Origin of the sequence: Pedobacter sp. KBS0701 (assembly GCF_005938645.2) — a bacterium.
GTDB lineage: Bacteria > Bacteroidota > Bacteroidia > Sphingobacteriales > Sphingobacteriaceae > Pedobacter.
On record NZ_CP042171.1, the window covers coordinates 4,372,479 to 4,385,100 of the forward strand.

The 12,622-nt window shown below is 38.2% G+C and carries 13 protein-coding genes; 3 read left to right on the forward strand and 10 right to left on the reverse strand.

From position 1 onward, the window contains the following. Window positions 1-23 precede the first annotated feature (23 nt). The 10 genes from FFJ24_RS17660 to FFJ24_RS17700 all read right to left on the reverse strand — a co-directional run bounded on the left by FFJ24_RS17660 (window position 24) and on the right by FFJ24_RS17700 (window position 9,415). Window positions 24-230: an adenylyl-sulfate kinase gene (locus FFJ24_RS17660; protein WP_256377634.1), complete on the reverse strand. Its 207-nt coding sequence runs from the start codon at window positions 228-230 to the stop codon at window positions 24-26. A gap of 90 nt (window positions 231-320) precedes the next feature. Continuing rightward, complete coding sequence (locus FFJ24_RS17665; RefSeq protein ID WP_138818439.1) at window positions 321-3,137, reverse strand: TonB-dependent receptor; 2,817 nt, start codon at window positions 3,135-3,137, stop codon at window positions 321-323. A 203-nt stretch (window positions 3,138-3,340) separates the two neighbouring features. Then, entirely contained in the window at window positions 3,341-3,511 is a 171-nt protein-coding gene (locus FFJ24_RS26150) for a hypothetical protein (RefSeq protein ID WP_168202500.1), read from the reverse strand. A gap of 147 nt (window positions 3,512-3,658) precedes the next feature. Further along, entirely contained in the window at window positions 3,659-4,057 is a 399-nt protein-coding gene (locus FFJ24_RS17670) for a hypothetical protein (RefSeq protein WP_138818440.1), read from the reverse strand. 174 nt (window positions 4,058-4,231) lie between these two features. Beyond that, window positions 4,232-4,453 (reverse strand): VF530 family DNA-binding protein, encoded by a 222-nt coding sequence (locus FFJ24_RS17675; RefSeq protein ID WP_121283883.1) that lies wholly within the window; start codon window positions 4,451-4,453, stop codon window positions 4,232-4,234. Window positions 4,454-4,476: 23 nt separating this feature from the next. Continuing rightward, on the reverse strand, window positions 4,477-5,085 hold the full coding sequence (locus FFJ24_RS17680) for a bifunctional 2-polyprenyl-6-hydroxyphenol methylase/3-demethylubiquinol 3-O-methyltransferase UbiG (protein ID WP_138818441.1): 609 nt from the start codon (window positions 5,083-5,085) through the stop codon (window positions 4,477-4,479). Between the two features lie 391 nt (window positions 5,086-5,476). Next, window positions 5,477-5,884 carry a RidA family protein gene (locus tag FFJ24_RS17685; protein WP_138818442.1) on the reverse strand — a complete coding sequence of 136 codons (408 nt, stop codon included), beginning with the start codon at window positions 5,882-5,884 and terminating at the stop codon, window positions 5,477-5,479. A gap of 272 nt (window positions 5,885-6,156) precedes the next feature. Continuing rightward, on the reverse strand, window positions 6,157-8,142 hold the full coding sequence (locus FFJ24_RS17690) for a M1 family metallopeptidase (protein ID WP_138818443.1): 1,986 nt from the start codon (window positions 8,140-8,142) through the stop codon (window positions 6,157-6,159). A gap of 116 nt (window positions 8,143-8,258) precedes the next feature. Then, window positions 8,259-8,999, reverse strand: coding sequence for a carboxypeptidase-like regulatory domain-containing protein (locus FFJ24_RS17695; protein WP_138818444.1), 741 nt, complete (start codon window positions 8,997-8,999; stop codon window positions 8,259-8,261). A gap of 68 nt (window positions 9,000-9,067) precedes the next feature. Then, on the reverse strand, window positions 9,068-9,415 hold the full coding sequence (locus FFJ24_RS17700) for a Spx/MgsR family RNA polymerase-binding regulatory protein (RefSeq protein WP_138818445.1): 348 nt from the start codon (window positions 9,413-9,415) through the stop codon (window positions 9,068-9,070). Between the two features lie 307 nt (window positions 9,416-9,722). On the opposite strand from FFJ24_RS17700, the gene FFJ24_RS17705 reads away from it, so the two are divergent. The 3 genes from FFJ24_RS17705 (at window position 9,723) to FFJ24_RS17710 (ending at window position 12,443) form a co-directional block, all read left to right on the forward strand. Continuing rightward, window positions 9,723-11,261: a sensor histidine kinase gene (locus tag FFJ24_RS17705; RefSeq protein WP_210419389.1), complete on the forward strand. Its 1,539-nt coding sequence runs from the start codon at window positions 9,723-9,725 to the stop codon at window positions 11,259-11,261. A 226-nt stretch (window positions 11,262-11,487) separates the two neighbouring features. Next, a complete protein-coding gene (locus FFJ24_RS26800; RefSeq protein ID WP_371717076.1) occupies window positions 11,488-11,721 on the forward strand; it encodes a GIY-YIG nuclease family protein in 234 nt (77 codons plus the stop codon). Window positions 11,722-11,768: 47 nt separating this feature from the next. Further along, window positions 11,769-12,443 (forward strand): LytTR family DNA-binding domain-containing protein, encoded by a 675-nt coding sequence (locus FFJ24_RS17710; protein WP_138818446.1) that lies wholly within the window; start codon window positions 11,769-11,771, stop codon window positions 12,441-12,443. Window positions 12,444-12,622: the final 179 nt, after the last annotated feature.

Sequence of the window (12,622 nt, forward strand, 5' to 3'; positions counted from 1 at the left end):
TTTAGGAATAAAAGTTATACTTCTTATAACGTTGACAGCCCGTTCGAACTTAACATAACACCGGTAAAGTTTTTAATCAGGTTTAGGCCGGCATTTCCAAATAAACCTTTTACATCTCTTTCCTGGTAAATGGTCAAGGAGCAGTCTAAAAAAACTTCAAAATACTGCTCATCGATAATTTCGGTGGCCAATGCCCGGTGTTTTTCTAAAGGCATATAAAAAAAGCAAATGGTAAATTTGCTTTTAAAACTTAATTATATAAAAACATAAAAAGCCCTCAACATTCTATTCTGATAGAAATGTTAAGGGCTTAAAATAAACTAATTCACCGTATTACGCGGATTACTTCTTTCGTTATTCGCCCCAACCTTGGTTAATTTATAATTTAACGACAGGTAAAAATAACGGGTGATATTGTTGTAACGAACATCTTCTATCCGGCTACTGTTTACAATCCTATCGATACTGGTATTCTGGTTTAAAATATCAAAACCCTTTAAGCTTAAGGTTACCCTTCGTTTCATCAAATATTTATTGATACCGGCATTAAGCAAAAAGTAATTATTGTTAAAGCCATCGGCACGGCCTGCAGAGCCAATGTGGTTTACATCTGCCTCTACCCTTAAATCTTTTATAAACTCGTAACTGAGGTTGAGGGTATTTTCGAGACTGAAATATTTATTGTTGATGGCTGATTCTGCCGTGTTATTTACCCTGGTATAGCCCAGATAAGCATAAATACCTGCATTAAATTTATCATCTATATCGTAACTCCAGTTAATATTCGGACCGATTTCAAACCTGTTTGTAATGTTTTTTGTGCCGCTGATAAAGTTTGTTCTATGCTCGGTAAAGAAATTTGCACCGTAATTCATCCTTAAACCTTTAAGTTTCGATGGCATACCAAAAAATGTCCCGGCGCGTAAATAATAATTACCGTCCACATTAACAGGCTTAACGGTTTGGATGCCGTTATTATAGGTAATATCATTTCCGGTATCATCAAATGATAGGTTGTAAAGAAAATAACCATTCCAATAGCGGTTATTATCCGGACTAAAAGTATTAAAGTTCACCGACAGGCGATGGTTTTTCCTGGCTTCGAGATCAGGGTTTCCTATTCTTTGATATAACAGATTGGTATTGTTCTGAACAGGTTGCAGATCGGTTACTGAGGGCAAATTAACGCTCGCCCGGTAATTGATGGCGATGGTTTGGTTGGCCTTGTTTTTAAAGTTGACCGTTAACCTTGGTAATAGATTGTAATATGATTTTTCAATATTGCCAATGTTGGCACCTATGTTATTAAATGCATTGGCATTCAATAAACTCTCCTGTGCATTTAACCCGAAATTATATGTCCAGTCTTTTCCGGTATAAATAAAACCCAATCCAGCTGTTTGCAAACTGTTATGGTTATCAAAAGTATTGGTTAAAGATGGAACAATGGTTTCGTAACGATCGGTAGTTGGATTATAATCAAAGGTGATCTGCTGCGCGTCAACAACGCTTCTTGTATAACTATATGCAAGGTTGGTACTCCATTTTTGGCTTAACTGCCTGGCATAATTGCCATTAATGGTATAGGTTTTTGAGGCATTTTCCTGATTGGCCTGCTGGTTGATATTGGTAACCGTAGTATCCCCATTTATATATTGGTTGAGCAAAGATTGATTTAACCAATCAGAATTAAAGGTATTCTGTGTACCGTTTAACCGGAGCGAGACCGAGCCTTTTTTATTCGCCAACCTCCTCAATACCGTAAACTCTCCAAATAAAGATGGAGTGAAATTATGCTGGTTATAATATTGACTTCCATCATTTGCTTTTCCTGCAGCATCAAAGTTAGCGTTGAAGGTGCGGTTATTGATATTGGTGGTACTGTTCAAAATTACATTAGGCCGGAATACCATGTCTGTTAACGAATCGGGATGATATTCTGCCTTAAAATTAAAGCGGTGTGCCTGGTTATTGCTATTGCGGTCGGTATTATCCAGCGTACGCAAAATATCGCCAGCACTCAAGTCCTGAATATTGGATAGTCTATTACCTAAACCAGAAGAAAAATAAGTGAAATAACTTCCGCTAATAGCCAGCTTGTTATTTTTGCCCCAGGAGTTGCTATAATTTACGCCCCCACTGTGGGTGGTATACAATCCGATGGCATTGTTATCAAAAACACCGCTGCCACCAATGGTAGTTTTACCGTTATTGTTGTTGATTGAGAAACTTCCCCCGGCCGGTGGCGCGAAAATATTGCCGATGTTGCCTCCACTGAAGCTACTGAGGTCGTCATAACCGAAACTGGCATCATTGGTATTGTTGCTCATACCCAAAACAGCAAACTGCAGGTTTTTATTAAAATGATTGGCGCTTAAATAACTTCCGTATTTATCAGTTGTTCCTCCTGCAAGGTTAGCGTTTCCGAACCATCCTTTTTTCTTATCTTCTTTAATGGTTAAGTTCAGCACTTTTTCACGCTGACCATCATCAATTCCGGTTGCCTTCGCTTCTTGTGTTTTACTATCAATCAGCTGAACTTTCGCAATGGCATCGGCAGGAAGGTTTTTGGTTGCCGTTTTAGGGTCAGTGCCGAAAAAATCTTTACCATCAACCGTTAAGCGCGTAACTTTTTGCCCCTGCACCAAAATACTTCCATCTTTATCAACGGTTACACCAGGCAGTTTTTTCAGCAAATCTTCTACAGCCGCATTTGGCCTGGTTTTATAAGCGTCGGCGTTAAATTCTACCGTATCCTTTTTTACCGTAGCCAAAGCATAACGGCCACTTACCGCCACATCTTTTAGGGCAATGGCATCTTCCAGCAATTTTAGAGTGCCAATGTGAACAGCCTTTCCGTTCACATTGATGTTTTTGGTGATGGGGTTGTAGCCCATTGCAGAAATCCTGATTTTATAGTCACCATTGGCAACCGCACTAAAAGAAAATTCTCCGGCTTTGTTGGTTACCATACCTACTTTTTTGGCCGAATCGGCTTTATTTGATAAGATAATCCCCACATATTCAATGGGCTGGTTCGTTTTCCCATCCACAATTTTTCCATTTATATTGCCCGGCTGTTGTGCGAAAGCCTTCGTAGATAATACACACAGCAACATCCATAAATAGGTTTTCATAGCTAAAATTCTGTTTTTTATTAATTTGTTTGATTAACCTTTTTCAGGGTTTCAACTATAAGACACGAAAAAGTGGAAAGTGTGACAGAAAAATATTTTTTTTCTTCCGGAGTTTAAAAGAGGCTGTGGGAAAGAGACAACTTCAGAGGTCTGGGGCAACAAACAAAAAAGTCTTCCAGTTTTACCTGAAAGACTTTCCTTTTTTAAGCTTTAGCTACTTTTTTTGTATGTTTTTTATGATGGTGTTTTTTATGACCTTTTTTGGTCTGTGTTTTTTCTGTTCCTGCTTTTGCCGGAGTGGTGGTTTGAGCGCTTACGGTATTAATGGTAAAAGCGGCTATTATGGCGATTACTAAAACTTTAATTGCTTTCATTTTTACATTGATTAATGATGAATAAACCTTGTTATTTTGTTTATTAAATCTCGAAAATCAATATGAAGATTTTATGAATAATTAATTATTAAATGACTGAATTAGAGAATGATTGGATGCAAGAATAATTGAGTAAAATTTAGCTTCTTAAGGTAAATCAAATGAGAAAGTATAATTGAGTCTTTTCCCACTCAAAACGTATTCAGAAACTACTTTACCATCCACCAGGATTTTGTATTCGCCCCTTGATTTTGATTTAGCGGTAGCTAAAGTTTTAAGCTGAACGTGTGTGCCCGATTTTAAAGTAACAGCCTTTTCCCAGGCCCCGTTTACTTCTTTTAATTCGGTCTGTTTTCCGCTTTCATTGGTATAGGCAACATCAGCACTTAATCGATCGCCAAAATTAGCCTGATAAACCACATTATAAGTTTCTTTCTGAGGAACATCTAATTTACCTCTCGACATGGAATAAAATGTTGTCGCGACTCCAAGGGCACAGCTGCTTAACATAAGCGTAAGCAAAAAACAGTAGAAAATATTTTTCATTTGATAAGGTTTAGATCAAGATGACGATGGCTTTAGAGAAAAGGTTGCAAGGGAAATAGAAATGATTGAATGAGAGAATGACTCAATGATTGGATGACAGAAGGATCGAATGAGAGAATATTGGATTAGACTCGCCCACTCACTCATTTTATCATTCTAAAAGCAATCATTCCATCATTTATTAAAAGTATCGAGGTATAAATCCTCTACCTTTTTTCTGGCCCAGGGCATTCTTCTTAAAAATTTTAAACTCGATTTGATGGTTTGATTATTATTGAAACAATCGATCCTGATTAATGATCCCAGTTTTTCCCAACCGTAATGCGTTTGCAGATCGGTTACTATTTTTTCTAAGGTGATACCGTGTAAGGGATTGTTTTTTTGCTGTTCGGCCATGGAGCAAAGTTAAAGCAAAATTATCAGGGTTTGTACTGAGCCATCCAAACATTTGCACCGCCGCAATCGGGATCGTTTATTTTGTGCCTGAGCACTTCAAATTGGTTTGCCTGAAGCAAGGTTTGATATTCAGCAGTAGCCAAAGAAGCATGAAAAAGATTTTCGCCACCATTCATGCCCCATACTTCTCCCCTTTCCGTTCCAGATGTAAACAGTAAAATACCGCTGGGTTTAAGGTGACGTTTAAAAATAGCAAACATATCCGGCTGGTCATCGGCAGGGAGATGAAAAAAACTATGCCAGGCAATTATCGCATCAAATTTTTCATCAAGATCCAGTTCACGCATATCTTTTAGCAGAAACCTGTTAGAAGGGAAATTGATTTTTGCCAGCCCAATCATTTGCTCGCTGGCATCAACTCCTAAAACATTTATCCCATGGTTGATAAAATATTCCAATATAGGTTTCCCATTACCGCAGCCCAGGTCCAAAACCTTTGCATTTTTTGGAAAGTATTGGAGGATATCATTTAAATAAGCTTTTTCTACCGAATCGGCATAACGGTTTTCGGCAAACCAGTAGCCTATCTTATTGTAAACTTGGTAAACATTTTTGCGTTCTCCTTTTTCCATCCGTATAAATTTTCGGTTATCAATGTTAATTTTTAATTCAAAGTTTTAAAATATCCGGAACATCACCTCATGCTTTAGTAACACCAAATTAATCATATTTTATTTTTTTTGGAAACAAACGTACAATGGTTCCTGGCAAATGCAGCCCTGCCATCCGCTTTATCCCGATTTTATCGGGATGCCCGCTCCTGTCAGGTTTAGGATGAACGGTCTGCTTCCAGCATGGCGCTAAAGGTATCGAACTGATGTTTTTAAACCTGATTGAAGTGGAAGCCCGCAGCGAAGCGAGGACTTTGAACGGAAAGCGGGACTGAAAACTCCAAGAGAAACAGAACCTTTCATTTCCCAAAAAATAATATCAGTTAACAATAATTGCAACCGGGTTTATAAATTAACCAACAGCGGTAGCATCAATTTCGATCATCATACCGTTTAAGGCCAGTCTTTGTACCGGGATAAGGGTATTTACCGGGAATTTCTGATCAGGCCATATTCTGTTCGATTCATCGATCAACACGTGATGCTTAGCCTCATCATAATCTACTACCAAAGTAGTCAGTTTTGCAATGTTGGCCATCGTTAATTTTTTGCTTTTTAAAGCTAAGGCAATATTTTCGAAAACGATGCTTACCTGCGTCCTAAAATCATCACTTAAAATACCATCTGTTCTGCTACCGCCCTGACCGGCAACAAATACCAGCTGACTATTTGCAGGAACGGAGGCAAGATGAGAATAACCATGTGGACGCGGATCGTATATGCCTTCTGGATTGGTGATTTCTAATGTAGGTTTTTCCATATCTGTAAAATTTATGATCGCTAAATTATCTGATAGTTTCTCGTAAACCGTCGGTAGTTTGCAATAAAAAACCTCCTGATCTTTTAAAATCAGGAGGTCTGGAATTATTTAAGGTAAGCTAGTTGCCCCAATGTCATTGATTAAAGGATAAATCTCTAAAAGATGTCATCCTGAGCGTATTCTAAGGGCATTTATTTGCGATTTATCAATCTCGAGAAGTCTTCGACTACGCTCAGACTGACAATCGCGGCGCTTAACTTAATGACATTAGCTTAGTTGCCCGTAGCGGTCCACGTATCGTTATCAGGGTTTGAATCTGGCAATACTTTATCCGGATCCAAAGTAACCGATTCAATTTCTTCTGTTGTTGGGAAACGAACCAACCAGCTCGCATTTTTCATCCAAACATCAACAGGAACTTTTACGGTTTCAGTTTTTCCGCTTTTGGTTTTGATCTGAAGAATGATCGGCATCGGCATTTTCTCTAAGTTCACCACTTTAATGTTATAGCCTACCAATTTATCATCTTTTTTAACGGCCTCAACACCAGCAATGCCCTGATCCATTTTCCAGCTATTTAACCACCAACTTCTCCAGAACCAGGCTAAATCTTCGCCCGCTCCATTTTCCATCGAACGGAAGAAATCAAATGGTGTTGGATGTTTAAATGCCCAGTTTTTAATGTACTGGCGGAAAGCATAATCAAAACGGTCTTCGCCTAAGATCTGGTTTCTCAAAATATCCAGGCCCCATCCTGGTTTGCTGTACAGGTTAACACCAATATTTCTTTCGGCCATACCATCAGGCATCTGCATGATGTTTTCGTAAATCGGGTTACCGATTACACTTTTACCAATTCTATGTAGATCAGCCGGAGGACCAGCGTATTCTCCATTATTAAAGTTTTTCTTAGAAATACCGTTGATGAAAGTATTAAATCCTTCGTCCATCCAACCGTATTTACGCTCGTTAGAACCCACGATCATAGGGAACCAGGTGTGCCCAAATTCGTGATCGATTACTCCCCATGCGCTGGCTTTTTTAGCAGTCCATCCACAGAAAACAATGCCAGGATATTCCATACCACCAATATTGGTCGCTACGTTAACAGCCATTGGATAAGGATATTCGAACCATTTTGATGAATAATGTTCGATTGTAGATTTTACATATTCTACCCCACGACCATAAGAATCAACACCGTTGCTCTCTACCGGTTGCGCAGAAACAGCCAAACCTGTTTTACCACTAGGCAGTTTATACCTTGCCGCATCTAAAACGAATGCTTTTGATGAAGCCCAGGCCGCATCGCGCGCATTGGTAATCTTAAACTTCCAGGTTAATTTATCTTTCGCCGGACGTGATTTCGGATCGGTTACCTCAGCTTCGCTACGGATGTGCACGGTAGCATCGCTCAGTTTAGCTGCATTCCACCTTTTTAATTGCTCCGGAGTGAAAACTTCAGCAGGGTTTAATAATTCGCCTGAACCCATCACAATATGACTTGCAGGTGCAGTAATAGCAAAGTTAATATCACCATATTCGCAATAAAACTCACCACCTCCCCAGTAAGGCAAAGTATTCCAACCGATTACGTCGTCATATACACACATACGTGGAAACCATTGTGCAATGGCAAAAATTTCTCCGTTTTTGGTGGTTAAATGCCCGGTCCTGTCCGATCCTTCTTTTGGTACAATGTATGAATAATCCATTTTGATGGTTACCAAATCGCCATTAGCGGCCAAAGGCTGATCTAAACGGATCTGCATACGGGTATCCTCAACAATAGATGTGAATTTTACAGCACCTGCTTTTTGTGCTACGCTGATGTTCTGGATTTTATAGCCACCATCAAATTTTTCACCCTGAGCACCGTAACGGCTGCGTGAAGGGGTAATGGCATAACCACGCGAAGTTTCTTTAAAGGTATTCTGATCTAATTGTAACCATAAATAAGGCAACTTATCAGGACTGTTGTTTTTGTAGGTAATGGTAACTGTTCCGCTCACCATATTCTTGATTTCATCAAGGTTGGCGGTAATGTTATAATCTACGTGGTTTTGCCAGTATTTTGGCCCTGGTGCACCAATTGCCGAGCGGAATTCATTTCCGTTTTGGGTATAAAATAGTGGTCCAAATGCTTCAGCAGGATTATAGTTGGTTGCTGGTACAGGGGGTGTAGCCTGTTGGGCCGATGCTGAAAAAGCAAAAACACAACAAACCAAACCAAAATTAATCAGTTTAGTCAATTTCATGATCATAATAAGGTTGTAATACTGCTGTAAATATAAAAAATAACCACATATAGATTTATATGTGGTTATAATGTTACCAATAATGGTTATAATGTAATTAACATCTGTAAAAAGACTTAATTAGCCTTTAATTTTGGCAGATCTTGCAATTTTCTTTCCTGCGGAGTTAATTTTTTCCACGCTACAAAGGCACGTGAAATGTAAAACGAATATTTAAACGGTCTTTCGGCCTTTACGGCTTCGATCGAAGGCCTGTAAATGATCATAAAGTTTTTAAGTTCTTCGCCTTCCAGCTTGGTAAGATCAGTGATGGCCTTTGGCGTAAAGTTTTCGTCGATTTCATCCTGGTACATTTCCTTTTCTTCTAAATCGGCTTCTTTACGCTGTTGTCTTTTATATTTACCATAACCTAAATTCAGGTTTAAACCTCCAACCTTATCTTTCATGCGCTTACGGTTTAGGTTGCCCCCGGTATTTAATAAAGTATATTTCTCTGCCAGTGGATCCTTTGCATCGGTTACCTGGCTGTTCATCCGCACTGCGGTAATATCAACATCTTTTAAACTATTTGATTTAACAGGCAGGTAGATGGTCCTGTTTAGGAGATTGGTTAAATAAAGCGTGTCGGTATGGTAACCTACGGCAGAAAATTCAATCAGATCACCAATGTTGGCTGCAATGGTATATTTACCCTCTTTGTTGGTACTGGTAGATTTTTTACTGTTCAGGTTTCTGATGGAAACGCCAGGCAGTGAGAGTGTTTTTTTCGAATAATCGAAAACTGTACCCGTAGTTACCGTTTGTGCAAAAACGCCCATAGGTAAGGCAAGTAATAGAAAAATGATCAGTTTGTACATACTCAAAAGTAACTTAGTTCGACATTTAAAATCTGCTTTTAACAAACTTTAACATTAGAACAAATGAATCAGGCTAGTGTTTTTAAATAATTGTCATCGTCAAATCCAATTAATATGGCTTTGCCATTCTGCTCAATAATCGGGCGTTTTATAGCGCTGGTATTTTCTTTTAAATAAGCGATTGCCAAATTCTGGTTATCAATTTTTGCCTGCTCCTCTTTGGTGAGTTTTTTCCAGGTTAAACCTTTACGGTTCAATACCGTTTCCCAGCCGAAAGTATTACACCATTCGTTTAATTTTTCTTCGGTAATGCCTTTTTTCTTAAAATCGTGAAATTCGAAATCTACCTGATGTGCTTTTAACCAATCGAGCGATTTTTTAACTGTATTGCAATTTGGAATTCCGTAAACGGTCATATATAATAATGTAAGATGGAAAATGTATAGTGGATGATAGGGAAGCCAATCCAGCAATCCGTTTCAAAGATAATAAAATTGTTTATCCGTGGTGTTCGATATTGCTATCCGACACAAAGTTGAACAATTGATTTTCGCGAACAATCAGATGGTAACATCTGACTGCACGATGAACGAAAAAACTCAATCTTAAAATCCCACAATCGTATAAATCCTGATCATTCGTCACATTTTTAGCCCCATCTATCACATTTTAAATATTGTAGCCGATTCTCTTTGTAAAATTGTACCATTAATTAAAACAAAAATGGAAATTCTTTCAGGTAATTCATCTGCTATCAAATCTAAAAACATCAACCAGCTTGAGTTTTGGATTTCTACAACATTATACATTCTTGCATTGATCAGTATTTGTACACAAATTACTTACGGATCTGGCGGATCGTACCGTTTTTCTGAAAATTCAGTTGAATACAGCATCATGGCAAATTTCTTTCTTCCCGAAATATTTAAGATCAGTATCATTTACTTCAGTTTTTTGCTTTTCAATTTTGTTTCAATGCCTCAACTGGCAAAGGGCCGTAACTTAACCATGAACCTGATCATGACCATTGCTGTTACAGCGTTTTCTATTATTGGATGGATGATAGCCAATACCTATTCGGAAGCTTACCGTCTGGTGGAATATGATGATATAGACCGCGGTTATGACATGTTTTTTGGAGAAGCTTTTACCTATATATTTTTTATTTACCTGCTTTTTAACGCTTACGCCTATTTTAACGAGCGTGGCATGGAGCTTTTTAATAGAATCCATTTTTTAAAAACTTATAATAAAAATATTGTTTCAGAGATATTCGTGAGTACAAAAATCTGGCTGATTACGCTCATGGTATTTGCGGCAGTACTCTCTTTAAAAATCGATTATGAATTGCTGATCGTTTGGTTACTTGTACCACCGGTAAATATTTTCTTTGCCTTTTGCGCTATTTATTATATCATTCCAAATCTTCGAAAAAACTTTAAGGGTTTTGGCCGGTATTTTTGGGGCAATGTAGGTTTAACTATTATCATTTCACTCCTATTGCTCATTATCCTTATTCCTTTTATGCGCAATGGCGTAGTTGTGCCAATTACCTTAAGTTTAAATGCAATATGTTTAATCTGCATTACCACACCATCTGCCTGGTATGTTTACAAGCATAAATTTGAAAAGCTGAGCGAAATACAAATGCTTAAAACAGAGCTGGGAAAATCGGACGCCAACCTGAATTTCTTAAAATCGCAGATCAATCCACACTTTTTGTTTAATGCGTTAAACACCCTTTTTGGCACGGCTTTACAGGAAAATGCGGAAAGAACGGGTGAGGGGATTCAAAAACTGGGTGATATGATGCGTTTTATGCTCCACGAAAATACCCAGGATAAGATTTCGCTAACCCGGGAGGTGGAATACCTGAACAATTATATCGATCTGCAAAAACTGCGTACCTCACGCTCGGCAGATATCAGGATTGACACCCATATTGAGGAACAATTGAACAATTTGCATATTACGCCAATGTTGTTAATTCCCTTTATCGAAAATGCATTTAAACATGGGATCAGTTTGCAACAGCCATCATATATTAAAATTACGCTCCAAACTAAAGAAAGTACCTTATATTTTGATGTGAGCAACAGCATTTACATCAAGGCAGATAACGATCCTGAAAAATTGAAAAGCGGTATCGGACTTGAAAATGTAAAACAGCGACTGTCGCTGCTTTATTATGGAAAACATGAACTGATTATCCGTGAAAGTGCTAATGAGTTTTTTGTCCATTTGACTTTGCAGTTGGATTAGGCTGATTGTCACACTGAGCGGATTCGAAGCGCCAATAGATTGTTTTTAAGCTGGTTGTTTACGCTTATCATGATTTTGCTATATTTAATTAGGCTTAAATTTCCTTCGACTCCGCTCAGGATGACATTATTAGTTTTGTCACGCCCAGCGAAGTCGAAGCGCCAATAGATCGTTTTTAAACTAGTTGTTTAAACTTATCATGATTTTGCTATATTATTAGGCTTAAATATCCTTCGACTCCGCTCAGGATGACCCAAATTGTTATACCGCTAGAAAAAGACCTTTAATCTTAGTATTTTGCGAGCACTTTGAAGACATTAACGAAGCAATAAGTTTAGAAAAACAAATTAAAGGTTGGACGAGAAAAAAGAAAGAGGCTATTATAAATGATAACTGGGATAGACTTAAAGAATTGGCTATTTGCAAAAACACGACTAGCCATACGAATCTTACCAAGTAATGAGCTTCGACTGCCTTCAGCCTGACATCCATAAGAATAAATAAAAAATGATTGCCATTGCTATAGATGATGAACCGATTGCACTTGATATTATAAAATCGCATGCCTCAAAAGTTCCGTTTGTAGAACTGCAGGAAACCTTTACTGATGCCTTTGCAGCCATTACTTATCTTCAGCACAATAAGATTGACCTGATTTTTCTGGATATTAAAATGCCAGATATTAGTGGCATTGACTTTTTAAAGAGTTTAAGTAAGCCGCCCATGGTTATTTTTACCACGGCTTATACCGAACATGCAGTACAAAGTTTTGAACTTGATGCTGTTGATTATTTGTTAAAACCTTTTTCACTTTCCCGTTTTTTAAAGGCCTGCAATAAGGCCCACGAACTCTTTAACCTGCGTAGCCAGAAACGGGAAGCTAAAACGGACTATATTTTTGTAAAAGATGGTTATGAACAAATTAAAGTGAATTTAGATGAAATCTGCTATGTGGAAGCCTCGGGAAATTACACGCAGATCCAGCTTAAAGATAAATTACTGAGCTCGCGTATTACCATTAACGATCTGGCTGATTTACTACCAAAAACAGATTTTATCCGCTGCCACCGGGCCTTTATTGTGGCCAAAAACAAAGTATCCAAATTTGACCGCAGCCAAATTTGGATGGGAGATAAAATTATACCCATTGGGGCCACTTACGGTGGGATACAACTTACTTAATGCAATTTAAGCCTCGCAGGTTTTCGAAATCTGCTGGGTCTGGAACAGCGATATGAAACGCAGAACCATTGTTAATAAACCCGATAGTAGCGTAAAACCCGAAGGTGAGGCACGAACCAAGGCTTTGAAGCGGATAGCGGGACTTTTATAACCCAAGTACGCCTAACCCTGCTTTCCAA